The sequence below is a fragment of the Embleya scabrispora DSM 41855 genome (assembly GCF_000372745.1).
Taxonomy (GTDB): Bacteria; Actinomycetota; Actinomycetes; order Streptomycetales; family Streptomycetaceae; genus Embleya; species Embleya scabrispora.
In genome coordinates this window covers 226606-251780 of the sequence record NZ_KB889708.1, presented here as the reverse complement: position 1 = coordinate 251780, position 25175 = coordinate 226606, and the positions used below count along the sequence as shown (strand labels likewise).

General features: G+C 71.4%; 22 protein-coding genes and 2 pseudogenes. 14 read left to right on the top strand and 10 right to left on the bottom strand.

The features are described from left to right. Nucleotides 1-19 precede the first annotated feature (19 nt). The gene (locus tag A3IC_RS0142045) at nucleotides 20-868 is read left to right on the top strand and encodes a sugar phosphate isomerase/epimerase family protein (RefSeq protein ID WP_020556075.1); all 849 of its coding nucleotides are present in this window, start codon (nucleotides 20-22) and stop codon (nucleotides 866-868) included. Between the two features lie 65 nt (nucleotides 869-933). Continuing rightward, nucleotides 934-1581 carry an SGNH/GDSL hydrolase family protein gene (locus A3IC_RS0142040; protein ID WP_020556074.1) on the top strand — a complete coding sequence of 216 codons (648 nt, stop codon included), beginning with the start codon at nucleotides 934-936 and terminating at the stop codon, nucleotides 1579-1581. Nucleotides 1582-1754: 173 nt separating this feature from the next. Here A3IC_RS0142040 and A3IC_RS0142035 read toward each other — a convergent pair whose 3' ends face one another. The 3 genes from A3IC_RS0142035 to A3IC_RS0142025 all read right to left on the bottom strand — a co-directional run bounded on the left by A3IC_RS0142035 (nucleotide 1755) and on the right by A3IC_RS0142025 (nucleotide 5626). Then, nucleotides 1755-2804 (bottom strand): LacI family DNA-binding transcriptional regulator, encoded by a 1050-nt coding sequence (locus tag A3IC_RS0142035; protein WP_020556073.1) that lies wholly within the window; start codon nucleotides 2802-2804, stop codon nucleotides 1755-1757. A 360-nt stretch (nucleotides 2805-3164) separates the two neighbouring features. Continuing rightward, nucleotides 3165-4400: a nickel pincer cofactor biosynthesis protein LarC gene (gene larC, locus A3IC_RS59670; RefSeq protein ID WP_020556072.1), complete on the bottom strand. Its 1236-nt coding sequence runs from the start codon at nucleotides 4398-4400 to the stop codon at nucleotides 3165-3167. Further along, a complete protein-coding gene (locus A3IC_RS0142025) occupies nucleotides 4397-5626 on the bottom strand; it encodes a lactate racemase domain-containing protein (protein WP_040878024.1) in 1230 nt (409 codons plus the stop codon). Before A3IC_RS0142025 ends, larC begins: the two co-directional genes overlap by 4 nt. Before the next feature lie 99 nt (nucleotides 5627-5725). Between A3IC_RS0142025 and A3IC_RS66045 the strand changes: the two genes are divergently transcribed. The 8 genes and pseudogenes from A3IC_RS66045 (at nucleotide 5726) to A3IC_RS0141990 (ending at nucleotide 12545) form a co-directional block, all read left to right on the top strand. Continuing rightward, the gene (locus A3IC_RS66045) at nucleotides 5726-5911 is read left to right on the top strand and encodes a hypothetical protein (RefSeq protein WP_079027031.1); all 186 of its coding nucleotides are present in this window, start codon (nucleotides 5726-5728) and stop codon (nucleotides 5909-5911) included. Next, nucleotides 5908-7281 (top strand): mannitol dehydrogenase family protein, encoded by a 1374-nt coding sequence (locus A3IC_RS0142015; protein ID WP_020556069.1) that lies wholly within the window; start codon nucleotides 5908-5910, stop codon nucleotides 7279-7281. The genes A3IC_RS66045 and A3IC_RS0142015 overlap by 4 nt, the downstream gene beginning before the upstream one ends. 82 nt (nucleotides 7282-7363) lie before the next feature. After that, nucleotides 7364-7477: pseudogene (locus A3IC_RS71870) on the top strand (hypothetical protein); the annotation flags it as partial. 112 nt (nucleotides 7478-7589) lie between these two features. Further along, a complete protein-coding gene (gene larE / locus A3IC_RS0142010) occupies nucleotides 7590-8435 on the top strand; it encodes an ATP-dependent sacrificial sulfur transferase LarE (RefSeq protein ID WP_040878115.1) in 846 nt (281 codons plus the stop codon). After that, nucleotides 8428-9129 (top strand): nickel pincer cofactor biosynthesis protein LarB, encoded by a 702-nt coding sequence (larB, locus tag A3IC_RS0142005; protein WP_020556067.1) that lies wholly within the window; start codon nucleotides 8428-8430, stop codon nucleotides 9127-9129. The genes larE and larB overlap by 8 nt, the downstream gene beginning before the upstream one ends. Nucleotides 9130-9280: 151 nt before the next feature. Then, complete coding sequence (gene uxaC / locus A3IC_RS0142000; RefSeq protein ID WP_026219353.1) at nucleotides 9281-10684, top strand: glucuronate isomerase; 1404 nt, start codon at nucleotides 9281-9283, stop codon at nucleotides 10682-10684. Continuing rightward, complete coding sequence (locus A3IC_RS69330; protein WP_020556065.1) at nucleotides 10681-11106, top strand: Rossmann-fold NAD(P)-binding domain-containing protein; 426 nt, start codon at nucleotides 10681-10683, stop codon at nucleotides 11104-11106. The genes uxaC and A3IC_RS69330 overlap by 4 nt, the downstream gene beginning before the upstream one ends. After that, entirely contained in the window at nucleotides 11103-12545 is a 1443-nt protein-coding gene (locus A3IC_RS0141990; protein ID WP_020556064.1) for a gluconokinase, read from the top strand. Before A3IC_RS69330 ends, A3IC_RS0141990 begins: the two co-directional genes overlap by 4 nt. A 21-nt stretch (nucleotides 12546-12566) precedes the next feature. On the opposite strand, the pseudogene A3IC_RS73845 reads toward A3IC_RS0141990, so the two are convergent. The 3 genes and pseudogenes from A3IC_RS73845 to A3IC_RS0141980 form a co-directional block, all read right to left on the bottom strand. Then, nucleotides 12567-12701, bottom strand: a pseudogene (locus A3IC_RS73845) (IS110 family transposase); the annotation flags it as partial. A 14-nt stretch (nucleotides 12702-12715) separates the two neighbouring features. Next, complete coding sequence (locus tag A3IC_RS0141985; protein WP_158696322.1) at nucleotides 12716-12928, bottom strand: hypothetical protein; 213 nt, start codon at nucleotides 12926-12928, stop codon at nucleotides 12716-12718. Nucleotides 12929-13092: 164 nt separating this feature from the next. Continuing rightward, nucleotides 13093-14541, bottom strand: coding sequence for an MFS transporter (locus A3IC_RS0141980; protein ID WP_020556062.1), 1449 nt, complete (start codon nucleotides 14539-14541; stop codon nucleotides 13093-13095). Between the two features lie 293 nt (nucleotides 14542-14834). On the opposite strand from A3IC_RS0141980, the gene A3IC_RS0141975 reads away from it, so the two are divergent. Both A3IC_RS0141975 and A3IC_RS59665 read left to right on the top strand, forming a co-directional pair. Beyond that, nucleotides 14835-15476 carry a TetR/AcrR family transcriptional regulator gene (locus A3IC_RS0141975; protein WP_020556061.1) on the top strand — a complete coding sequence of 214 codons (642 nt, stop codon included), beginning with the start codon at nucleotides 14835-14837 and terminating at the stop codon, nucleotides 15474-15476. Between the two features lie 500 nt (nucleotides 15477-15976). After that, entirely contained in the window at nucleotides 15977-16141 is a 165-nt protein-coding gene (locus A3IC_RS59665; RefSeq protein ID WP_020556060.1) for a hypothetical protein, read from the top strand. Nucleotides 16142-16358: 217 nt separating this feature from the next. On the opposite strand, the gene A3IC_RS0141965 is transcribed toward A3IC_RS59665, so the two are convergent. The 4 genes from A3IC_RS0141965 to A3IC_RS0141950 all read right to left on the bottom strand — a co-directional run bounded on the left by A3IC_RS0141965 (nucleotide 16359) and on the right by A3IC_RS0141950 (nucleotide 22365). Next, complete coding sequence (locus A3IC_RS0141965) at nucleotides 16359-17102, bottom strand: SDR family oxidoreductase (protein WP_020556059.1); 744 nt, start codon at nucleotides 17100-17102, stop codon at nucleotides 16359-16361. Nucleotides 17103-17286: 184 nt separating this feature from the next. Beyond that, nucleotides 17287-19584, bottom strand: a complete 2298-nt coding sequence (locus A3IC_RS59660) for a M20/M25/M40 family metallo-hydrolase (protein ID WP_079027028.1) — start codon at nucleotides 19582-19584, stop codon at nucleotides 17287-17289. 556 nt (nucleotides 19585-20140) lie between these two features. Continuing rightward, the gene (locus A3IC_RS0141955) at nucleotides 20141-20734 is read right to left on the bottom strand and encodes a helix-turn-helix domain-containing protein (protein ID WP_020556057.1); all 594 of its coding nucleotides are present in this window, start codon (nucleotides 20732-20734) and stop codon (nucleotides 20141-20143) included. Between the two features lie 689 nt (nucleotides 20735-21423). Then, on the bottom strand, nucleotides 21424-22365 hold the full coding sequence (locus tag A3IC_RS0141950; protein ID WP_063744953.1) for an alpha/beta fold hydrolase: 942 nt from the start codon (nucleotides 22363-22365) through the stop codon (nucleotides 21424-21426). Nucleotides 22366-22426: 61 nt separating this feature from the next. Here A3IC_RS0141950 and A3IC_RS0141945 point away from each other — a divergent pair, with 61 nt between their 5' ends. Further along, complete coding sequence (locus A3IC_RS0141945; protein WP_026219350.1) at nucleotides 22427-22978, top strand: helix-turn-helix domain-containing protein; 552 nt, start codon at nucleotides 22427-22429, stop codon at nucleotides 22976-22978. A 191-nt stretch (nucleotides 22979-23169) separates the two neighbouring features. Then, the gene (locus tag A3IC_RS0141940; protein ID WP_026219349.1) at nucleotides 23170-24735 is read left to right on the top strand and encodes an ABC transporter substrate-binding protein; all 1566 of its coding nucleotides are present in this window, start codon (nucleotides 23170-23172) and stop codon (nucleotides 24733-24735) included. Nucleotides 24736-25175: the final 440 nt, after the last annotated feature.

The following is a 25175-nucleotide window of genomic DNA, read 5'->3' as shown; positions in this document are numbered from 1 at the left end:
ATCGCAGGAAGGCAGGGCCATGACCGAGGAGAGCCAACGGAGCGCGGCGAACCCCGCCTCGCTCCGCCCGCCGGCCGGGCCGGACACCGGGCGGACCCGTCCGGGCCTGTGCTCGGTCACCTTCCGCGGGCTGCCCGCCGCCGAGGTCGCGCGACGCGCCGCCGACGCGGGCCTGGAGGTGATCGAGTGGGGAGCGGACGTGCACGCGCCCCCGGGGGAGCCCGGCACGCTCCGCGCGGTCCGTGAGGTCTCCGACCGCTACGGGCTGGCCTGTTGCTCGTACGGTTCGTACTTTCGGGCCACCCCCGCCGAGCCGGCCGGGTTCCCCGCTGTCGCCCGGGCCGCCGTGCTGCTCGGGGCGCCCCGGGTACGGGTCTGGGCGGGCGGAACCGGATCGCGGTCCGCCCTGCCGGACGAGCGCGACGAAACCGTGCGCTGCCTGCGGGAGGCGGCCCGGATCGCCGCGGACCACGGCCTGGAACTCGCGACGGAGTTCCACGGCGGAACGCTCACCGACACCGTCGCCTCGACCGTCCGGCTGCTGGACGAGGTGGGCGCGGACAACGTCCGCACGTACTGGCAGCCGCCGCTCGACGTCCCCGACGAGCAGGCGCTGGCAGGGCTCGTCGAACTCGGCGACCGGGTCACCGCCGTGCATGTCTTCTCGTGGTGGCCGGGCAACAACCGGCTGCCGCTGGCGGATCGCCGGGACCTGTGGATCGCGGCCCTCGGCCTGTCGGCGGGCCGGGGTGTCGAGGCGCTCCTGGAGTTCGTCCCCGGCGACGACCCCGCGGTGCTGGCGCGCGAGGCCGAGACCCTGAGGCACGCCGCGGAACAAGCCTCCTCGATCCGACGTGGTCGACTGTGATCCGGCGGGTCACGAGTGAGATGTCCCGTCGCCCGCCCACCCACCAAGACGCCAGGACGGCAGGCATGCATCCCAAGGACGACGACACGCTCCTGTTCATCGGCGACTCCATCACCGACGCGGGCCGCGACCGCGCGGATCCCGCGTCGCTCGGCGCGGGATACGTCCACGAGATCGCGCGGACGCTGCGCGAGCGGGCGCACGACGGACCCGGCCCCCGCATCATCAACAGGGGGATCAACGGCCACCGCGTGTACGACCTCGAATCCCGCTGGAACACCGACGTCATGGAGCACCGGCCCACTGTCGTCACGGTCAAGATCGGCATCAACGACACCTGGCGACGCTACGACCGAGACCTCCTCAGTCCGGTCGACGAGTTCGAGGCGTGCCTCGACCGCCTGCTCGCGACCACCGCGCGCAAACTGTCCGCGCAGCTGATCGTCATCACCCCGTTCCTGCTTCCGGTCGGGCCGGACCAGGAACGCTGGTTCGAGGACCTGTCGCCGCGTACCGACGCCGTCCTGCGGGCGGCTGCGCACAACGGAGCCCAAGTGGTTCGCGCGGACCTCGTGCTGCCCCGCGCGGCGCAGGACCGGGAGCCGGAGGAGCTGGCCCCGGACGGCGTCCACCCGAGCCCTCTGGGGCATCGGCTGATCGCCGACGCCTGGCTCGCCGAGGTCGCTCCCACGGCCCCGGTCACAGGGCGGTAGCAGCGCCGCGGTTCACCACCACCGGAGCGTCGGATGCGCGTGCTCGCGTCGGTGCGGATCCTGGATCAGGTGCGGTCACTGCCCGGCCGGCGAGCGTCCGCGGGTCGCAGAGGGGCTCAAGGCCGGGCTGCGGATGAAGCGGTGGCCGACGAAGTCCGCGAGCCCATACCGCCTTACGAGCTCGGACGCCGGGTGCGCCGGGCCTGTGCCGTCGAGTCACGGACGACCAGCTTCACCGGCAGGGTCATGGGCTTGCCGGTGCGCGGTGCCGGGTTGCCGCGCGAGGACAGCAGCGCGTCGACGGCAGCCCGTCCCTGGGCGCGCAGCGGGGCGGCGACGGTGGTCAGCCCGGGCCTGACGATGCGCGTCGGGAATATGTCGTCGAAGCCGACCATGCTGACGTCCTCGGGAACTCGGACGCCGCGTGCCTGGAGAGCGAGCATGGCCCCGATCGCCAGTTGGTCGTTGTAGGCCACGACGGCGGTCGGCAGGTCCTCGGGGAGCGCGTCGGCAGCTTCGCGACCGCCTGCGACCGTCGGCGCGAACGGGCCCACGCGCTGCACCCGCATGTCCAGCCCGGTCGCCGCCTCGCGCAGGCTCCGCAAGCGCATCCCGTCCGCCCATGAGGCCGCCGGGCCGGCCACGTAGGTCACCGTGCGATGACCCAACCGTGCCAGATGTTCCGCGGTCACGAGCATGCCGTGCGGGTTGTCGAGGGTGATGCTGGGGACGTCGGCGACGTCCCGGTTGAGGACGACCACCGGCCGCTGCTTGGCAGTCATGCGGATGGCCGAGTCCGACAGTCGGGTACCCGCCAGTACGAGTCCCTCGACGGCGGGCAACGCCCTTTCCAGGCTGGCGCGTTCCACCCGGTCGGACTCCTGGGCGTCGATCAGCAGGAGGACGAAGCCGGCCTCGGCGGCGGCGGACTCGGCTCCCCGGATGATCTCGGCGTAGAACGGGTTGGTCACGTCGGAAACCACCAACGCGAGCATCGAGGTGCGGCCGGTGGGCAATCCCGATGCCAACGGATTGACGCGGTAGCCGAGTTCCGCGGCCAGCCGCCGGATGCGTTCCGCGGTCACCGCGTTGACCCGGCCCGGCCTGGCGAACGCCCGGGACACGGTGGACGCGGCCACGCCCGCGGCCCGGGCGACGTCGTAGATCGTCGGTGCCTTGCTCCCGCCGGTTGCGGCGGTCGGTGCGTCGTCACGCTCGCTCACCCGATCTCACTTCCGTTCTCGCGGGAAAGCCGCAGGTCTGGGGCGGCGACACCGGGTATCGGACGACGCCATGGCTGCCCATGGGATGGTGGGAGGGAGCGCACTGTACTCCGCCTCGACGCCGTCACCCACCGCGCGGTCGTCCGGGTCGACGACGATGACCGTCGCCCTGACCGGTATCCGGCGCCCGCGCCATGCCCCTGATCGCGGAGTCGCCCGCCGCCACTGCGGTCTCGACCCTCTCGACCGCCTCCGCGCCGCGCATGCCATCGTCGTCGCTGTGGGCATGGACGGCGCCCTCGCCGGCGTCGTCGGCACCCCGGCGTGGGCGTCCCCGCCTCCGTCGGCTGCGCCGCGGATTCAGGCGGGTTCGGAGGTGAGCGTCTGCGGGGTGGGGGCGCTGGAGGTCAGGCCCGCTTGGTGGGCGGCGGTGGTGGTGGCGGCAAGGACGGTGTGGACGGGAAGGCCGAGACGGGCGGCGAGGGCGGCGGCGGGAGCGAACTCGGGGGTTGCTTGGAGGATTCTGCCGCAATGGTGGCCTACCTTGACGGGGAGGCGGCTGCCGAGGACGTCCACGTGCGTCCAGCCTCGTTGGAGTTCGGTTTTGCGGACCGGCCGTTCGCGTACGCCCAGGGTGGTGGTGAGGCGGAAGACGGCGTCACGGAGGGGTTGGGCGCCTTGCGGTGGGCACAGGACGGAGAGCGTGTGCGCGGGGCGGCCCTTCTTCATGAGGATGGGGGTCAGCCAGGCGTCCGAGGCGCCGGCCTCCATGAGGGACGCGAGGACGCTGGGCCATGCGCGCGGGTCCAGGTCGTCGATATTGGTTTCCAGGACGACGGCTTCGGAGGCGTCGACGGCGGAGTCCGGGGTCGTGGCGGGGGCCGGGGTGCCGAGGAAGACGCGGGTGACGTTGGGGCGTCCGGGGGTGTCGCGGCTGCCGGCCCCGATGCCGGTTCGCTCCAGACGCAGGTGTGGCAGGGGGGAGCACTCGCGGGCCAGGGTGGTGAGCAGCGCCATGCCGGTGGGGGTGGCGAGTTCGCCCTCGCCGCCCGCGAACACCTGCCACTCGGCGGCGAGTTCGGCCACCGCGGGGACCGGGACGGGAAGTTCGCCGTGGGCGGTGGTGACGCGGCCGACGCCCAACGCCACCGGACCTGCCGTCAGATCGGTCACGGCGAGGTCGTGAAGCGCGGCACAGACACCGACGACGTCGGCGATGGAATCCCAGGCACCCACCTCGTGGAAGTGCACCTCTTCCGTTGCGGTGCCGTGGACACGTGCCTCGGCGACGGCGAGGCGGGCGAAGGCGGCCAGTGCCGACGCGCGGACCGGATCGGCCAGGGGCGCCTGCTCGATGAGGCGGCGTACATCACGCCATGTTCGGTGTGCGTGGTCGTCGTCGCTCGGCGTCACGTGGATCCGCGTCGCTCGCATACCGGCGCGGATGACCTGTGTCTGCGCGAGGCGTACCTCGCCGGGGACCACGGCCTCCACCGCGGCACGCACGGTGCTCAGCGCGGCCCCGCCGTCGACGAGGGCGGCGAGCAGCATGTCCCCGGCGATGCCGGCGGACGCATCGACCCACGCGGCCCTCACGGGCGCAGCCGATGCAGGACCTCGCCGGCTTGCGGCACGACGAGTGTGTCCGGGTCGGCGGCGAACGCCGCGAAATCCACCGCGGAGGGGTCCAGATGGCCGAGGTTCGCCCCGCGGACGACGCTTTCGGGAATGCCGGTCGCGAGGGTGACGGTCAACCGGCAGTGCTCGCCGCGCTCTTCGTCGTACGTACCCGCGCCGCGCAGGTGGGTGGAGTGCGCCAGGACGCCCCAGTGCAGGTGCTTGAAGCGGTCCCACTGCTTGGTGAAGTAGTCGCGGCAGTGGTAGCCGATCTCCTCGATCTCCGGGTGCATCGCGGAGATCGTCCGCACGTGCGGTGCGTACAGGACGACCTCGCCGCCGTCCGCGACGACCGGTTCGAGCTTGTAAAAGCCCTTCGCCGCGGTCCAGATGTCCTCGTACTTCTCCGGGATCACGGACAGCACACGCCGCACGGGGGCGTCGAGGTAGCGGACGTGGACCTGCGCGGACACGTCGGCCGCCGCCGACCAGGCCGCCTCCGGGGTCCCGTACGCCATCGACTGCAGCGCTCCGGTGCCGGATTCGACCACGACGCACAGTGCGCGCCTGCGGCTCGGGATCAGCGCGGCCGCCTCGTGGATCAGCGCGCGGACCGGGGTGATGCCGCGCGTTCCGATGATCTCCGCGCTGGTGATCAGGGCCCCGAGCCAGTGCGACAGGTCGATGATGTCGGCGCCCGCGACGCCGGGGAAGAAGTACTTGTCACCGCCGGAGAAGCCGACCACTTCGTGCGGGAAGACCGGGCCGACGACCAAGGCCACGTCGTGGTCCACGACGGCCCGGTTGAGGCGCACGTCGACCTCTTGGCGCAGCAGCCCGCCGGACAACTCGGCCACGCGCTCGGCGCCGATCGTGCCGACCGAGGCGAACGTCGACGGCTTCCACCACTCGTGGTTGAGGACGGTCATGCCCGGCAGCGGCGGGACGTGGGTGGCCAGTTCGGCCTCGCCCATCGGCGCGTGCGTACCCAACGCGACAAGCACCGTCAACCGGGAGACCCGGCCGTACAGCGCCTCGTGCACCGCGGCGAGCAGCAGCGGAAGCGGGCAACTGCGGGTGCCGTCGGGTACCACCAGGCATACGCTCCGGCCGTCGAGATCCTCGTCGGCCAGTTGTTCGGCGACGAAGGCTCGCACCCGGGCCTCGGGGAGGACGGCGCCCGGCCCACCTATCTGTGCTGTCATGGCGGCCAGGGGATCATGGCGTCCGACACGGTGCAAGTGCCCAGGGCAACACATGGCAACCGGTTGCCGCGCCAGGCCGACGGCAGCGAACATGCCGTCATGCCAAGCCCCCACTCCGACCGACCACTCCCCGTCGACCCCGGTGTGCGGGCTCTCGCCCGGCGCCGGTACGAGACGGTGCGCGACCTGCCGATCCCGTCACCGCACCGGCTCGGCCGGGACGAGGCATTCGAGGCGGCGACGGAACCGGCGAGCGTCAACCCGCGAAAGGTCTTCGAACTGTGACCGCCCAACCCGCGACCCGGCCCTTGTCCCGCGCGGACGACGGACGCCCCGCCGCGCCGGTGCGCATGCTCCACCTCGGCCTGGGCGGCTTCTTCCGGGCCCATCAGGCCTGGTACACCGAGCACGCCGGCGACGCCGACCGGTGGGGGATCGCGGCGTTCACCGGGCGCAGCACCGCGATCGCCGAGCGGCTCACCGCCCAGGACGGGCTCTACACGTTGGTCACCCGCGCTCCCGACCGCGACCGCTTCGAGGTGGTCGGTTCGCTCACCTCGGCGCACTCCGGCGGCGACCACGCCGCGTGGCTGGACCACTGGCGGCGGCCGGAACTCGCGGTGGTCACCCTGACGGTCACCGAGGCGGCGTACACACGCGCCGCCGGGGGCGGCCTGGACACCCGACGCGCCGATGTGAGCGCCGATATCGCCGCACTTCGCGCCGATCCGGAGGCCCCGGTATCGACAGTCGCCGCGCGGCTGCTGGCCGGGCTGGCCGCCAGGCAGCGCGCGAGCGGCGGCCCCGTGGCTGTCGTGCCGTGCGACAACCTGCCGGGAAACGGCGAGGTCACCGCCCGGGTGATCGGCGAACTGGCGGACACGATCGGGCGTCCCGGATGGCGCGAGGCGGCCGCGCACGCCTCGTACGTCGGCACCATGGTCGATCGGATCACCCCGTGGACCACTGCGGACGACGTGGCCGCCGTCCGCGAGGCGACCGGGCGCCGCGACGAAGTCCCCGTCGTCACCGAGCCGTTCACCGAGTGGGTGCTCAACGGCGAGTTTCCGGCCGGGCGGCCCCGCTGGGAGGACGCCGGTGCCCGCTTCGTCGCCGACGTCACGCCGTACGAGGAACGCAAACTGTCGCTGCTGAACGGCGCTCACTCGCTGTTGGCGTACGCGGCGCCGTTTCGCGGGCACGCCACCGTCGCCGAGGCCGTGGCCGATCCGGTCTGCCGGGTCTGGGTGCGCGAATGGTGGGACGAGGCCTCGGCCCACCTGGACTTCCCCGAAACCGCGCTGGCCGCCTACCGGGACGCGCTGACGGCCCGCTTCGCGAACCCGCGCATCCGACACACCCTCGCCAAGATCGCCGAGGACGGAGCCCAGAAGATCCCGGTGCGCGTGCTTCCGACGCTCTACGCCGAGCGGACGGCCGGGGCGATGCCGCCCGGTGCGCTCCGCGTCATCGCAGCGTGGTTGCTGCACCTGCTCGGCAGCAACGGGATCCCGGTACGAGACGCCGCCGCCCCGGTCCTCACCGGCTCACCGTCCGACGCCGCGCACGCCGTGCTGGCCTTCCTCGATCCCGCCCTCGCCCGAGACACCGAACTGGTCGAGGCGCTCACCGCCCGCGCCTGGGAACTCACCTGACCGAAGACGTCGTCATCGGCGTGGACGTCGGGAACCCGGGACATCTCCCGGACGGACAAGTATCAGCAGGCATTACCCGGAGATGCACCACCGGGTGTTCGACCGAATCGAGGCGTTCGTTGGCGAGCACGTATGGAACTTCGCGGACTTCCGGACCTGCGACGGCATCCACCGGGTCGGCGGCGACAAAAAGGGTGTGCTCACCCGCGACCGGCGACCCGAGTCGGCCGCTCGTGCACTGCGAACCCGCCGGCGCGGAATCGACGGCCGCAAACCGTCGAGCCGGCCTCGAACAGGAGAAGCACGTCATGCTCCCGGGACTGTCCGACGCCGACAGCGAGGCCGCCGACCGCGTCGGAACACTGCTCCACACGCCCGGACGGCTCGGTGTGGCCTTCTCCGGGGGAGTGGACTCCTCCGTACTGTTGGCCCTGGCCGTCCGAGCGCTGGGCGCCGACCGCGTGGTCGCGGTGCTCGGCGTCTCGCCCAGCCTCGCCGCAGACGAGCGGACGGCAGCCCTGCGAGTCGCCGTGAAGATCGGTGCGCGCGTGGTCGAGGTCGCCACCCATGAGGGCGACCTGCCGGCCTACCGGGCCAACGGCCCCGACCGGTGCTTCCACTGCAAGGACGAGTTGTTCGCCCGCATTTCCGCGGAGGTGGTCCGGGCGCACGGCCTGACGGCCGTCGCCTACGGGGAGAACGCCGACGACGTGGTGCGTGCGGACCGTCCCGGCGGCAGGGCCGCCATGCGCCACCGGGTGCTGCGCCCGCTCGCCGACGCGGGCCTGGACAAGGCGGCGGTCCGCCGGATCGCCGCCGCGCTGGGCCTGCCGTGCGCGGACAAACCGGCCGCGCCTTGTCTGGCCTCGCGGATCCCGCACTTCAGCGAGGTCACACCGCAAAAGCTGAGACAGGTGGAGGCGGCGGAACGGGGCCTGCGGGGGCTGGGTTTCAGCGACTGCCGGGTCCGCCACCACGGCGATGTCGCACGGATCGAGGTGCCCGTCGCCGAGATTGTGGCGCTCGCGGGCGACCTGCGCGAGTCGGCTCTGGCGGTGGTCCGTGCCGCCGGGTTCCGGATGGTCGCCGTCGATCTCGCCGGCATGCAATCGGGCGCCTTCACGCTTTCCCTGATCGGAGTTCGCCATGGCTGAATCGTTCGCACGTCTCGACCATGAGCGGATCGACCGCAGGGGGTATCCGGAGGCGATCTTCTGCGAGGGGAAGACCCCGGACCAGGTGGGCGCGATCGCTGTCGAGCTGCGCGAGCGCGGCCGGGCGGTGGCCCTGTTCACCCGCGCCGGTCCCGAGCACGCGCGGGCCGTCCTCGCCGAACTGCCCGACGCCCGTCACGAGTCGGACGCCCGGTTGCTGGTGTGGCCGCCCGAACCGCCCGCTCCGGAGGGAGGTCTCGTGGTCGTGTTGGCGGCGGGCACCTCCGACCTCCCGGTGGCGCTCGAGGCCGAACTGACCGCCCGCTATCTGGGACGGCGCTGTGAGCTGGCCGTGGACGTGGGCGTTGCCGGGCTCCACCGCGTGATCGGCATGCTCGACCTGCTGCGTTCCGCCCGGGTCGTGGTGGTTGCCGCAGGCATGGACGGCGCGCTGCCCAGCGTGGTGGCGGGGCTGGTCGCCGCGCCCGTCGTCGCGGTGCCGACCTCCGTCGGCTACGGAGCGGCCTTCGGCGGCCTGGCACCCCTGCTGTCGATGCTCAACGCGTGCAGCCCCGGGGTCGCGGTCGTCAACATCGACAACGGCTTCGGGGCCGGGCACCTCGCCGCGCAGATCGCGGCACCCCTCACGCCGGCGGCCGGGGCTCCATCGTGGGGGTCGGACGGCCGGGAATGAGCCCCGTTCCGTTGCCGGCTACCCCCCAGCGGCCCAAGTCGCCCACAGTCCTTGCTGATCGACGCCTGTGCCCACCCCCGCACACAAGCTCTCGCGGCAACACATGACAACCGGTTGCCGTGGCCTCCGGCTGCGGACAACCATTCGGAACATGCCCTCCTCACTCCATCCCGACAGGCTCTTGCCCGTCGACGCACAAACACGCGCCGTCGCCCGCCGTCTCTACGAAGCGGTCCGCGACCTGCCGATCCTGTCGCCGCACGGTCACGTGGACCCTCGGCTGCTGGTCGACGACAAGCCGTTCAGCGATCCGGCGAGTCTGCTGATCTCCTCCGATCACTACGTCACGCGCCTGCTGCACGCCCGCGGTGTCCCGCTCGACGAACTCGGAGTAGGGCAGGGGCCACTGCCCGAACAGCAGGGCCGCCAGGTGTGGCGCACGATGTGTGAGCACTGGACCGCCTTCCGAGGGACCCCTGTCCGCTACTGGATGGAGGCGGAACTCGTCGAGATCTTCGGCGTGACCGAGCGGCCCGCCGCGGCCACGGCCGACCGGATCTACGACCGGATCGCCGCGCGGCTGGCCGATCCGGCCTTCCACCCGCGGGCACTGTTCCGCCGCTTCGGCATCGAGGTGCTGGCCACCACCGACGACCCCGCGGACGATCTGGCCGCTCACCGGGCGCTGGCCGCCGACCCCGAATGGACGGCGCGGGTCCTCCCCACCTTCCGGCCCGACCGCTACCTGGAACCCGGTCAGGGTTGGGGAAAGGCCGTGACCCGCCTGGGCGAGGCCGCGGACGTCGACACCTCGGACTACGACGGCTACATCCGGGCGTTGGAAAACCGACGACGCCACTTCATCGCGCACGGCGCCACCTCCGCCGACCACAGCCACCCGGACGTGGGCACCGAACCGCTGACCCACGGCGAGGCCGCCCGCATCTACCGGGCCGCCCTGCAGGGCACGGCGAGCGAAGCCGAGGGCGTCGCCTTCCGTCGACACATGCTGCTCGAGATGGCCCGCATGTCCTGCGACGACGGCCTCGTGATGACCCTGCACCCATCCGTGCGCCGCAACCATCACGCGCCCACCCACCACCGGTACGGCCCCGACACCGGCCACGACATCCCGCTGCGCGCCGAGTTCACCGACGCCCTGCGTCCGCTCCTGCAAAGGTACGGAACCGCCGAAGGATTCCACCTGATCCTGTTCACCCTCGACGAGGCCGTCTTCACCAGGGAGATCGCTCCGCTGGCCGGGTTCTACCCCTCGGTCTACGCGGGCGCCCCGTGGTGGTTCCTCGACGCCCCCGACGCCATCCGCCGGTTCCGCCGCGCGGTTACCGAGACAGCGGGCTTCTCCCGGACGTCCGGCTTCGTCGACGACACCCGAGCCTTCTGCTCCATCCCCGCCCGACACGACATGTCGCGGCGGCTGGACTGCGGCTATCTCGCCGAACTGGTCGCCGAGCACCGACTCGACGAGGACGAGGCGATGGAGACGGCCGTGGATCTGGTCACGGTCAACCCGCGAAAGGCGTTCAAGCTGTGATCACCGCCTCGACCCGCACCCTCGACGGGCGTCCGGCGCCGATTCGCCTCCTCCATCCGGGACCGGGCGGGTTCTTCCGCGCACACCGGGCCTGGTACACCGGGCACGCGACGGACACCGTCCACCGGGGCATCGCCTCCTTCACCGGGAGCAGCACCGACAACGCCCGGCGCCCGACCGCCCAAGGCGGCATGTACACCCTGATCGCCCGGGGGAGCGACGGCGACCGGTGCGAGTCGATCGCGTCGGTCGGCGCGGCGCATCCGGGCGCGGACCGCGCCACCCGGTTCACCGACCGGTCGTCACCGGACCCGGCGGTCGTCACGCCGACCGTCACCGAAGCGGGCCGCGGCCGGACTCCCGAGGGCGGCCTCGACAGTGCGCTGCCGGCGGTCACGGCCCAGGCCGGGGACCTCATATGACCGGCGAGGTCGTCATCGGCCTCGATGTCGGGACCACCGCGGTCAAAGCCGTCGCCTTCCGGCTCGGCTCCACCCGGCGACATCTCGCCACCCGGGAGTGCCCGCCCGGTCCCGCCCAGAACCTGGCGCACGTCTCGGCCGCGATCACCCACGTCCTGAGCGAATGCGCGAACGCCTGCACGGGCTCGCGCATCGTGGCGATATCCGTCGGTACGGCGATGCACGGCCTGCTCGCCCTGGACGACCGCAAACACCCACTCACACCCTTGGTGACGTGGGCGGACGACCGTGCCGTGGACCAGGCGTGGCAACTGCACCTCTCCGGGCAGGCAACCGAACTACAGCGCGTCTCCGGCACTCCCGTCCATCCGATGACCCCACTCGCCAAACTGCTGTGGTTCCGCCAGGAAACACCGGAGCTGTGGTCGCGAACCCGTTGGTGGGCCGGATTGAAGGACCATGTCCTGCTGCAGCTGACGGGCGATCTCGTCACGGAACTGTCCTCTGCCTCCGGAACCGGCATGCTGGACATGACAACACGACAGTGGAACCCCGAGGCGCTCCGGCTCACCGGTGTCCGGCCCGAGCAACTGCCCCGAATACTGCCCACCACCGCGGTCCTGGACCTCTCACCCGCCGCGGCACGGGCAACCGGCATCCCCGCCGGCACTCCCGTCGTCACGGGCGCAGCCGACGGCCCCCTCGGCAACCTCGGCACCGGGGCGATGGCCCCCGGCGTGGCCGGACTCTCGCTGGGCACCAGCGGCGCGGTGCGAACCGTCGCGACCGAACCGTACGCGGATCCGGAGGGCCGACTGTTCAGCTACGCGCTGACCGACTCGATCTGGGTGATCGGCGGCGCGGTCAGTAACGGCGGCAGCGTGGTCCGCTGGGCCGGAGACGTATTCGCCTCCGATCTGGAAGCGGGTCCACGACGCGACACCGAGCTGCTCGAACTGGCCGAAGCGGTACCCATCGGCAGTGACGGCCTGGTCATGCTCCCCTACCTGCTTCCCGAACGCTCACCGCTGTGGAACCCACAGTTGCGCGGCGCCTATCTGGGGCTCACCCACCACCACACCCGCGGCCACTTCGTGCGCGCCGCCGTCGAAGGAACCGCTCTTCGTCTCGCGGAAATCGTCGCCGACCTGGACCGCGTCCATCCCATCACCTCCGTGCGCATCACCGGCGGCACCTTCCGCTCGCCGTTGTGGCAGACCGTGGTCGCCGCCGCGCTCGACCGACCCACGGTGTTCTCCTCGGGCGCGGAAGGCACCGCACTCGGCGCCGCGGCACTCGGCCTGTACGCGCTGGGGCGCGCCGCTCGTCTCGACACCGCCCCAGCCCTGTTGGACTCCGCATACGCCGCAGGCGAACCTGTATCCGTCAGTGCTCACGATGCCGAGCAATACCGCTCGATGCGCCGAAGAGTGAACTGATCGATTCCTGATCCTGTTGTCAGCGGCGAGGGTGACGGGTGGTGTGGTCCGATAGCACCGCCCGTCACGCAGCAGGGCCCACAGGACGTTGACGCGACGGCGGGCGAGGGCGAGGACGGCCTGGGTGTGTCGTTCACCCTCGGCTCGCTCGCGGTCGTTGAGGGCGCCGCTCAATGGCTGCTCCATTCCTCGCTCGGGATGGATTCGTACACACCGAGGGCCCGGTCGTTGGGCTCGCCGAACACCACCCGGGTCAGGAGTTCGTCGTCGGCCCGCTGTACGTGCGGCGTCATCCCCAGGTCCAGGGATCCGATGTCTCCCGAGGGCATGAACCGGATGTCCAGGCCGTGGATTCCATGGGACGAGAAGTCTGCGGCGGGCACACGCGTTTCCGTGACCCGCACGGCCCGAGTCACGAGACTTGTCTCGCCGGTGACCCGGGCGAGCACGCGCGTTTCGATACACGGCGTGGCCAAAGCCCTACCGAAGGCGGCCGGATGCACCGGATACCCGCCCGAATCCGGGCCCGGGCCCGGCCGGCCGTCTCTCAGCCCTCGGTCGGTGGTTTGATCCGGCTTGATACCGCCACGGCCGCCAAGGCGAGTAGTGCGGTCAGTCCGAACGTCATGCCGAGCGCGGTACCCATGCCCGCGCCGTGGTTGTGGGTCAGGGCGACGGCGCCGCCGCCGAGGCCGCTGAGTGCGGCGATCGCGGAGGTCTGGGACAGCTGGAGCGCCGCGCCGGTGCGGCCCTGTTGGTCGGTCGGGGCCTGCGCGAGGACCGCGGCGGAGGCGGCGTTGTACGCGATGCCCATCCCGAACCCGCCGATCGCCCAGCCCAGTACGGCCACCAACGGCGGTACGGCGTCGATCAGTACGGTGCCGGCCAGGATCGCGATGCCGAGGAACAGCACCGCGCTGCCGACCGCGCTGTGCGTCGGGCGCAGTCGCGCGCCGTGGCGGTCGTCCCACCGTGCCTGGAGCGCGGAGCCCGCCACCCACGTCAACGCGCCCGCCGACAGTCCGAGTCCGGCTTCGACGGTGCTCAACCCACGCAGCTCGGTCAGCCCCAGGGGAAGGAAGGTGTCCGCCCCGAAGTAGGCCCCTGCGAGCAGCCATCGCATGGCGATCCCGGCCGGCAGCCCGCGTCGGGCGCGCGTGGTTCCGGCCGGAGTGAGTGCGCGATAGGAGAGCACGGCGACGACCGCGCCGACCGATGCGAGGAGCAGCACCGGCACCAACGAGGAGAACTCGAACGCGGCGATCATCAGCCCCATCCCCAAAGCGAGTACGAGACTCGCCGCAAGGTCTCGAAGCCGCCGCCCCTTCGTGTTCCCCGCCTCGCCGGCTGTGTCCGCAGCCCCCGCCTGAGAGGTTCCCGCCCCAGGGGCATCCCCGCTTGCCCCCGGAGCCGTCGAACCGCCCGAGTCTCCCGAGCCGCCCAGCGCACGGAGCGCCGGCAACGTCAGCAGGGCCGCGAGCATGGTCGGAATCGGCAGGAGGAGAAACAGAGAACGCCACGAGAGCCGATCGGCGAGCGTACCCGCGATCACCGGACCGATGAGCGCGGGCAGGGTCCACGCCGAGGAGGTGAGCGCCACCATGCGCGCTTGCAGGTGATCGGGGTAGGCCCGGCCGATCACCAGGTAGGCCAGGCCCATGATCGCGCCGACCCCCAGCCCCTGGACGAACCTGCCGACCACGAAGACCCACCACGTGGGCGCGACACCGGCGACCACACAACCCGCCGCCAGCAGGCCGAGGGCCACCGCGAGCGGCCGACGCGGGCCCACACGGTCTCCGGCCGTACCGGCGACGACCGCGCCCAGGATGCTCGCGAGCATCAGCGCGGACAGGCCCCAGCCGTACGATTCCAGCCCGTCGAGCCGCCGTGCGATGTGCGGCATGATCGCGACGACACCCATGGCTTCGAAGGCGACGAGGCCCACCGAGATCAACAACCCCAACGACAGCGCCCGATGCCCGTGATCCCACACCCCCGCGCGGTCGGCGGGGTCGGTGGCGTCATCAGGGGCAACGCCGTCAGCCGCGTCGACGCCGGTGATCGCCGGCGGCGGGGCCTTCCCCGATCCCGGAGGCGAGGCCGTCCCCTCTCCCTCCGCCCGACGGAGGCCCGCGGGTGTCCCCATGTGTGTCCTGTCCATTTTCGGCTCGACTGTCGTTTCGAGTTTGCGCTGCAGCTCGGCTGACAAGGTCGACTCCCGGGTCGTCGCGAATTATGTTCCGTTCCAGAACGGAACGATAGTAGACGCGCTCTATACTCGTGACCATGGCCAGCTCCGGTACGCGACTGATCCCGACCAACCGGGGCCGCCCCCGCGACCACCGCATCGACGAGGCAGTCCTCGCGGCCACCATGCGACTCCTCGAGGAAGGCGGCTACGCCGACTTCACCCTGGAGGCGGTCGCCGTACGCGCCGGCACCACCAAGCCGGCCATCCGCCGCCGCTGGCCGTCGCGCCGCCACCTGGTCGTCGACGCCCTCGTAGCGACCATGGGGGACGCCCCGACCCCCGATACCGGCTGCACCCACTGCGACCTCATCGCCGGCATCGCGACCCTCACCGCCGCCTTCGCCGGCCCCGGCACCCGTCGCGTGTGGCCCGCCCTGGTCGCCGACATCGCCGCCGACCCGGCACTGGCCGAAGACTTCTTCACTCGCCTCTTCGACCCCCGCCGCGCCGCCACGGCCACCGCCCTGCGCCGAGGCATCGACCGCGGCGACATCCGCCCCGACGCCGATCTCGACCTTCTCCTCGACCTGCTGGCCTCGACCACGTACTACCGGGCGCTCTTCGGCCACCTCCCCATCACCGACACCCTCGCCGAGGACATCGTGATGATCGTCATGTCCGGCGTGGCCACGCCCTCCTGGCGGGCGCAGCACGAACGCCCACACGTCCAACCCTGAAGCCGCGCCGCCGAGAATCGCTTTCCGGCGCCGTCCCCCGGCGCTGCCGCCGGCCGTCTCGGGGGATGTGTCCGAAAGTTCGCGTAAGTCCGTGAGCGACGCGCAGGCCGGGGAGACCCAGGGATTTCGAGTGACGTTCAGGGACAGGGCGCGCGCGGATTCGGGTCGGCGCGTTTGCTCCCGGACGGCGTCCCGTCGAGGCGCGGGACCGGGTGTCGGCGTGGCGGGCGGCAACGCTCTCCGGGGCCTTGCCGGCGGCGCGGGCTTTCAAGGGTGGGTGGGGCTCTCGCATCGAGAAGTCGGGCAAAGGTTCGTCCGGAGGGCGAGCGGCGTTTCGCGCGCAAGCTGACGGCGGTGGCGTCGTCGACACGGCGACGATGCTCGACGAAGGCCCGGCGACGGCGGCGGCCGAGCCGGCCCATCCCCCATAGGGGTATGGCCGCGCATGTCCGAAGATCCCGTGATCCGCCCGTACGTTCCCGCCGACGAGCGCGGCGGCCTTGCACGGCGCGCTGACGCTGGAGGTGTACGAGAAGAACACTTCCGCACGCCGGTCCCACGCCCGGATGGGCTTCGCGGAGGAGAGCCGGCGCGTGGACCGGGAGTGCGACGAGATCATGCTCAAGCTCATCCGCCCGGCGCCGGAGCGCCAATCGCGGGCGTGACTGGTTCGGGGTGTTCAGGAACACGTTCGGGGCCCGCTCACCGAGGGCGACGCAGCGATCCGGGTATCGCTGCGTCGCGTTCCCGGTCGACCGGCGAGGCCGGCGACCACACTCTCCGAGGTCTCGGCCTGCGGCACGGCCGCCGTGGTCACCCCGGTCGGCGAGTTCCGACCGACCGATGGTGGTCGAAGCCCGGACTCGGCGAAGTGCTTTGGCGCTACCGCTGCTCCCGGAGCCACTCGTCGAAGGTGGTCGGTGCGATCCGGGCGCCCTCGCCGGGGAGCAGCACGTCGCCGGCCATCGACGTATCGAACACCGACGACCAGGTCGGCACGAGCCGCACCGTGCGCCCGCGTGCCTCGTTGGTGCGCCGGGCCATGTCCACCAGGTCCTGCGGTTCGGGCCCGGCCACGTCGACGTAGCGCCCCTGCGGCTCGCCGACCGCGATCTCGGCGAGGATGTCGGCGACGTCCGCGGGGGCGATCGGCTGGACGAGCAGCGGCGCGATGTCGGCGACCCCGTCCTGTTCGGTCCAGCTCGTCACCATCGCGGCGAAGTCGTGGAACTGGGTGGCCGGGACGATGGTCCACGGCACCGGCCCCGCCGCCACGAGGCGCTCCTGTTCGCGCTTGCCGGCGTGGTGCGCATTGCCCTCGTTTCGACCGACGCCGGCGATCGAGAGCAGCACGTGGTGGCGGACGCCGGCCCGCTCCTCGGCGGCCAGCAGGTTCCGGGTGGTCGTGCCGAAGTACGCCACCGTCCCGGCTCGGTCGGTCACCGGCGCGGTGATCGCGTCGACGACCACCTCGACGCCGGACAGTGCGTCGTCCAGCCCGTCCCCGGTCGACAGGTCCACGCCGAGCGAGCGGCTGATCCGCACGACGTCGTGCCCGCTCTTTTCGAGGGCTGTGGCGGTCCGGGCCCCGATGTTCCCGGTCGCGCCGGCGATGGCAATCCGCATGACGATCTTTCCTTCTCTCGTCTCCATGTGTGATCCGCACAGTATCATGGACTAAGAAGGTCCATGATATCTGTGATAACCGTCGGCTCGCTGATGGCGCCGATCCGGCGCACCTCTGCGCCCTCCGCCGAACCGGACTCTCCCGGTCGCGGCCGGAACCGATGCGGGCTCTGGTGGGGTGGGTTCAGAGCCGGAAGGTCCGTACGACGAAGGTCTGTCCGGCGACCGACGGCCAGCTCGCCCAGCTCTCGTCCGGGGCCGGGGCGGGTGCGCCGGCCCCGTTTGGCAGGCCGACGGCGGTGGACATCACGCGGAGCGGCAGGGGGCCGTTGCCGCGGGTGCGGATGACGACGTCGATGCCGTCGGCGGGCGGGGCGGCGTAGCTGAAGCTCCAGCCCCAGCCGCGCTCCGGGTGCTTGGGGCCGCCGGCGAGCTTCGCGCCCTCGACGGTGGCGTCGAGGATCTCGTGGGCGCCGGTGTCGGCGTGGACGTCGATGGTGTGCGCGTCGGCGGGGGCCTGGATGCGGACTCGGATCGTACGTACGCCGTCGGCCTCGGCGACCGAGACGTCCTTGGTCGACGGTGTGTCCAGGGGTGCGGTCCTGGCCGCTCCGTTCGCCAGTGCGAGGCCGCCCAGCGAGGGGACGCGGTCGTCGTAGCGTGCCGGTTCACCGGTGAGGAGCTTGCCGACGGTGGGCTGGGAGGTGTCGCCGAGGCTGACCCAGGTGGCCTTGCCGGTGTCGGACTCCAGGACGTATCCCAGGCTGACCGGCCGGGGTTCGTCGGTGCTGTACCCGTCGAGGGTCGTGCCCACGACCAGCGTGCCGGCACCCGCCACCGCCACCGCGAGCATCCCGGCGGTGACCGCCCGGCGCGAGGGCAGGGGCTCCAGGAGACCGGGCAGCAACGCCGCGGGCAGTACCGCGAGGACCAGCGGTGCGGCGATGAGCGTCAGTCCCAGGGCGGGCAGCAGCACGAGCACCACCGGCAGGACGAGTGCCACAACCGGCACGGCGGTCAGCGCTCCGCTCACCGCCCGCCACGGGGAGTCCGCGGCTGTGAACCTCAACGTCACGCCCACGACGACCGTCCCGATCAGCGCCGGCCAGGTGAAGAGGTAGGCGCCCTGGGGCAGCAGCACCGCGCAGACCACGGCGAGCAGCGCGAACCAGCCGAGCACACCCACCACGACGTCCAACGGCGACGCCTTGCGGCGGGCCCAGCGGTACCAGGCGACGAGCAGCACCAGGAGCAGCAACACCCCACCCCACGCGTATCGGCCGAGGTGGTACACGCTGCCCTCACCGAGCGCGAAGTCCGGTCGGGCCAGGCTCAGTACCCACCACCCGGCCAGGCCGCCGGCCGCCGCGCCGATCAGCGTGAGCGGGAAGGTCGCGGCGGCCCGTCCGGCCCCGCCCGGGGACAACCCGCGGCGCCGGCCGAACCACAGCAGCACAGGCACGCCCAGGAGCGTCACCACGGCGAGCGGCAGGACCAGCCATGCCGGGTAGGACACGACCGTGCCGAACAGGGAGAAGTAGGTGGCGTCCGGACCGGTTTGTGAGAGGTCCGCCCCGCCGAGCTGCCGGACTGCTGCGAGTGCCGCTTCCCCCATGTCCTGCACGCTCGCGCGGTCGAGCCGGGCGATGTCGTCGTGGGTGGTGTGATAGTGCCCGGAGCCGTCCATGAAGGCGAAGTTGAGCCCCCGCATGCCGGCCTCGTCGAAGGCTGTCAGGTCGGTGTCGTTGGGCAGTCGGTCGTAGATCGCCGCGGAGAACGACGTGGTGAAGGCACCGGAGGCTCGCACGGCGGGGACGAGACCGGTGCCCGCCATCTGGAACATCACGACGGGCCCGGAGGGGCCCCGGCCCTCCATGTTCACCACGACGGTCCGCCGGGGGTCGGCGGCTCGGCGTGTGCCCGCCTCGGCGTCGACGAACGCCCGTGCGCCGAGCAGTCCTTGCTCCTCGCCGTCGGTGAACAGGATCTCGAGGTCGTTGCGGAGCTGCGGTCCGGTCCCGAGTGCGCGGGCGATTTCGAGGATGGCGGCGACGTTGGCGCCGTCGTCGGAGGCGCCGGGGGCGATCGGCACGGAGTCGTAGTGGGCGACGAGGAGGACCCGGCCGGTGGGCTCCCTGCCGGGGATCGTGGCGTGGATGTTGGAGACGGACCCGACGACAGCCGGGTTGCCGTCGGGGTCGGAGGGGGCGACTCGGGCCTGGACCTCGGGCCGCAACCCCAACTTCCGCAGCTCGCCGACGAGATACTCCCGTACCTGCGACTGCGCGGCCGAACCCGCCGGGTGCGGGACCTTCGCGATGTTGTCGAGCCGGGCCACCGCACGGGCCGCCGAGAACTCGCCGACGGGGGCGGAGGCCGGCCGGGGCTCGGAGACACGTAACGGCAACAGGGCCGCGACAGCGGTGAGAAGCAACAGCACAAGAGCGGCCAGAGCCGGTACTCGCTTGCGCATCGTGGTCATGACCTGCACGGATGTACCTCACGGCGGGAGTGGGATGGAGCAGGGGCTCCGTGTGAACGATTGGCTTGACGCCGTACCGACCGCGAGGGTGCCGAGGTGCGCGCCCGTCGCCCTGGCGGGGCCACCGCAGACCCGTCGTCGGCGGGCAGCATCGGTGTGCTGGGCACCCACCCGGGCGCGATGCAGCACGCCCTGCCGGCGGGAAGGCCACCATCAACGCGTCCGAAGAATGCTCCGCCCCTCAATGCGAGCCGGCCGCACGGCAACCACCTTGGGTAGGGCGACCGCGCCACCGAAGACGCCAGTCCTGCCCCAACTCCTCCACCGTCCCATCAACCCCGTGCCCTCCCTGAACACTGGTGGCCGCACCGCAACCACTGACCTCTTCTCGATCGCGGACAAGCGGTTCGGCGTCGGGGACAGGTTTCGCCCGCCCGGGGTTTGATCAGGCCGCGTGGTTGCGCTGGGGAAACAGCTTCCGACACTGGTGGCGCCGAGGGGTCCGAGCTTCGAGCCGGGCCGAGCGGGCGACGTGCTCGTCCGGCGAGCACGGTGTTCAACGGGACCGCAATCCGGTGCGGACGTGTACGCGCTCGCCCCGGCCGCCCAATAGGCCGAGGACCTCCACGGCCGAGCCACCGAGGGGACCGAACCAGTGAGGCACGCCGGTGTCGAACTCGACGGCCTCGCCCGGCTCCAGAACCAGCTCGCGGTCGCCCAAGACGACCCGTACCCGTCCGGACAGGACGTACAGCCACACGTGCCCCTCATGCGTGCACGGCTCGGGCCGGTTCTGTGCGGCCGGGATGACCAACTTCCACGCCTGCAGGGGGCTCGGGCGGTTGGTCAGTGAAAAATGGACTCTGCCGTGGCGTACACGAGGTCTGGTGTGCATCCGGGACTTGCCCGACTCAAGGGTTCCGAGGAGTTCGTCCAGCGGCAACCTGTGGGCCTGCGCGATCGGCAACAACATTTCCAGGCTCGCGCGGCGTCGGCCGGATTCCAACCTGGACAGGGTGCTGATGGAGATCCCCGTTGCCTCGGCCAGTGCGGACAGGGTCAGGCCACGCTCGGTACGGATGCGGCGAAGTCGCGGGCCGACCTGTGCCAGCGTGATGGCGATAGGGGAGGGCTCGTCCATGCGTCGCATTCAATCCAACCATCGCCGAGGAGGGCAACGAACGTTGCCGATACCGCAAACGAGTTCGGGCTGCCCGAGGACAGCCGCCGCACGGCGGACGAGGTCCTGGACTCGGGGCTCGCCGCCTCGGAACGCGCCCACCGCAGCGGCGTCACCCTCGTCTACGGCTCCGACCCCCTCGGCGGCATGCGACCGGCGGAGCGGCATCGTGCCCGAGTAGCTGCCGAGGCGATCGCGCGTCGACAACGCGCTTCGATCCGGGCCGGGCGTGAGGCTCGGTCGGCGCTCCACCTTTTTGGCCGGGTCGATCGAGCCGTTCGGAGGGTTGGGCCGCCCAGGGGTGCCGGGTGTGGCTGTCAGTCGGCCGCGTCGAGCGGGACGAGTCCCGGGGCGCGGTGGCTGTATATAGGGGACACGCGTCGACACAGTGCCACGGGCCGGCCGGTGCGAGCTGGTCCGGATCGGCGTCGGACAACTGGCGCCGAGGCTTCGGCGGCATGGCATCCGCCCATGGGTGGGTCGGACGATCCGGCGGCCCCGTGGGTTGCGGTGCGCCGGGCGGCCGTGGTGCGGAGCCTCCATCAGCGCTGCCGCAACGGGGCCGGGCCCGCGCCGGCCTTGTTCGCCGTCGTCGGCCGGCACGCGTGGGGCGGGCGTCGATCCCCGGTGTGCCCCGGGGCGGTCGGCCGGTGGGGGTGTCATCGCGCCGTGCGGAGCAGATCGTCGATGGCTCGGAGCACGGCGTCCGCGCGTTGCTCGTGGAGCCAGACGTGTCCGGCGTCGGCGAGGGTTCGGTGCTCACCGTTTCGTACCGAGCGGGCCAGTTCGGCGTGCAGCGCGGCCTTGGCGTCGCTGCATTTCTGCCGTGTCTCGGCGGGCCACATCCGGGCCTCGGCCTCCTCTTCCGCCAGAGCGGTGAGCACGATCAACGGCACATCCGGCAGGCCCGGACCGCTCCGCAGTTCGTCGGCGATCTCGCTGTCGAGGTTCCATGCCTCGTCGAGGCTGGTCCGCCACGCGTCGAGGTGGTAGTCGACGAGTGGTCGGCGAACCGACTCCGGCCATCCCCCCGAGATCGGTGCGAGCTGATCGAGAACCTGTCGCAGTTGCTCCGGTGTCGGGTCCGGCAATCCCTCGATCCGCAACTGCTCCAGCTGCTGCCGCATTTGCTCCGTGTGTTGTCGCACCTCCTCGGGCACGCGGGCGAGGAAGTCCTCGTGGGAGGGATCCAGCAGGAGCAGGCCCGCCACCTGAGCGGGGAAGCGTTGCGCGAACATGCGCGCATAGGACCCGCCCAGGGAATGGCCCACCAATATGTAGGGGGCGGGTATGTCCGCGGAACGCAGCAGGCCGTGCAGTTCGTCCGCGACCTCGCCGGCGGAGCGCGGCAGTTCGGCCCGGTCGCTCCAACCGGTGCCTGCGCGGTCGTAGAGCACGCTGGTGGTCAGCTCGGCCGTCCGGTCGTGAATGTTGAGGTAGTCCAGACCGACCATCCCACCTCCTGGGAGGAACACCACGGCCGGGCCGCCGGAGCCGGAGCGATGCAGCATCAGCCGTCGGCCGCCGACGGCGTGCCGGCGCCCCAGCGGGGGAGGGGGGAGCACGGCGTCGGGGCCGATTGCGGGCGATGGGTTCGGCATGGTCTGCGTCCTAACTACTCTCATTTTTGAGAAAGGTAGCGGCGATGGCATTGTCCTGTCCATGGATACGGTCGACCTGTTTCTGCACCCCGTACGAATGCGCATCGTCCATGCCATGTACGACGGACGGGCGCGCACCACCTCGGAGTTGTGCGCCCTGCTGTCGGACGTGTCGCAGGCCACCGTCTACCGGCACGTCGGCCATCTGGTCGGCGGCGAAGTCCTCGCGGTCGAGAGCGAGGAGCGGGTCCGCGGGGCCATCGAACGCCGGTACGTGTTGTGCCGCGGCAAAACGGTGATCGACGCCGATACGGCCGCCTCGATGTCGGCCGAGGACTACCGCCGGACATTCGCGGTGGCTGCGGCGACCTTGCAGGCCGAGTTCAACGCCTACCTCGATCGCGAGGGTGCCGACCCCATCCACGACCTGGTGGGTTTCCGCCAGCACGCGCTCTGGCTCAGCCGGGACGAACTCGCGGGAATGATCGAGGATTTGCGCGCCGTGATCATGGCCCGGGCGGGCAACGAGCCCTCGCCGGAACGGGTGCGACACATGTTCAGCCTGACCCTGTTCCCCGGAGAAGCACTGCCCTCGCAGGCGCCGGACGCATAGCCCGGAGCAGACCCCTTGTCCTCCCGCACAACATTAGTGCGCCAGTTTCGTCCGAACAGACGATTCACGACCTGCCTCTCGGGTGTCTAAAGTCAGCCATCCCCCCGCCGACGATGTTCTGCCGTCGGCCGCTCAGGAGGTTCCCCAGGATGGCCAAGTCCGTAATGACGCCTGTGCACTTGATGTCCAGAATGAGAACAGCATCCAGGATTGTGGCGCTGACCACCACGGCCTGTCTGACCGCCGCGGCGTGCGGTGGCAGCGGCGGGGGCGGCGGCCCCGGTGGTGCCGCCGGCACCGTGACCATCGGCTTGGGATCCGACCCCGGCACCCTCAACCCGTTCGCCGCCGCCAACTCGGCCGCCGGCGTGATGAACGCGTTCGCGTACGACTCCCTCGTGAGCATCGCGGCCGACGGGCAGGTGGTCCCCGGACTGGCGAAATCCTGGACGGTCCACGGCGTCGACAAGGTCGAGTTCAGCTTGCGCGAGGGTGTAACGTGCGGCGACGGTACGCCACTTGGGGTCTCCGATGTCGCGAACCAGTTCAACTACATAGCCGACCCGAAGAACCAATCGCCGTTGCTGGGTCTGTCCGTGCCCCGGACGACCACCGCGACCGCCGACGACGCCACCCGTACAGTGACCGTGACCACGCGGGACCCCGCGCCGATGTTGCTGCGGATGTCCGCGATGGTCGCCATTGCGTGCCCCAAAGGATTGAAGGCGCCGGACACGCTCGCTCGCGCCTCGGACGGCACCGGCCCGTACATCCTCTCCGACGTCGTGCCGGGCGACCACTACACGTACGTCAAGCGCAAGGGCTACACATGGGGCCCGGCCGGCGCCGGCAACGACCAGTCCCCCGAGAAAGTCATCTTCAAGGTCGTCCCCAGCGAGACGACCGCAGCGAACCTGCTCCTGTCCGGTCAGCTCAACATCGCACAGGTCCTGGGCCCCGACCGACAACGCCTGGAGAGTGCCGGCCTGAAGCAGCAAAGCGTGAACCTGCTGCTCGGGCAACTCCTCTTCGCCGAGACCCCGGGGCACCCGACGGCTGACGAGCACGTCCGGCGGGCCCTGATCCACGCCCTCGACCTCGGTCAGATAGGCACCGTCGCCACCGGCGGAAAGGGCGTGCCATCCAAGGGACTCGGGCTCGCCGAACCCAAGATGTGCCCTGCCGACAACATCACCGGCAACCTGCCGGCACACGATCGCGCGCAAGCCGCAGCCGAGTTGACCGCAGCGGGCTGGACGAAATCCGGCGACGGTTGGACCAAGGACGGCAGGACGCTGGAGATCAGGTTCACCTACCTGAGCGGCGGTGAACAGATCCTCGCCGCCGCGGAGTTGACAGTGCAGCAGTGGAAGGCGCTCGGCATAAAGGTCACCACGTCCACCTTCACCGGCACCACGCTCGCCTCGGTCGTGGGAGGCGACGCCTGGGACGTCTCCTGGCCGCCGTTCAACGCGGCCCTGCCCGACCAACTGGTGCCGTTCTTCAGCGGCCCCCGACCGCCACAGGGCATGAACTTCGGCGGGACGGACAATCCCGACCACCAGCGCCTGGTCGCCGCCGCGCGAGTCAAGTCGGACGCGGCCGGCTGCGCCGACTGGAACGCCGCCGAGGTCGCCCTCTTCAAGCGCGTCGACGTCGTGCCCTTCGTGGACACCCCGGTAACGATGTTCGGCAAGGGCGTCACCTTCCGCCTCGACCGAGGGGCCATCGTCCCCACCGCGCTGCGGAAGAACTGACGATCCGCCCCGGTCGAACGGCAAGCACTCGCGCGTGCCGCCGCGTTCCCCGCACGGGGAGACCGCACCGGGATCGGGAACCGCCTGTCTTTTCGGGTGCAGAACCCGTCAAGCCACGGCGTGGCAACTCGCCGTGACAATGGTGCGTTCGGGGCACTGCCGACGCCGGCCCCGGGCGAGGTACCCGCACCTCGGCGGAACACCGCCGCGAGGATCGATGCCCGGCACAGCCCCCACGGATCGTCCTGGTTCAGGGCCACGGATCGCCGACTTCGCCGGGTCCTCGGCGTCCGGTCGTCCGGTGGCAACCTTCCCGCACCGCTCACACCGACCCGGAGCACGGCCCCGTCGGCACCCGCACTCTTCGAGACGCCGACCCGGCGACGCGACGACCACCAGGCCGACCATCGGGCCTCGGGTGGTCGAGACACAAAGTGCCG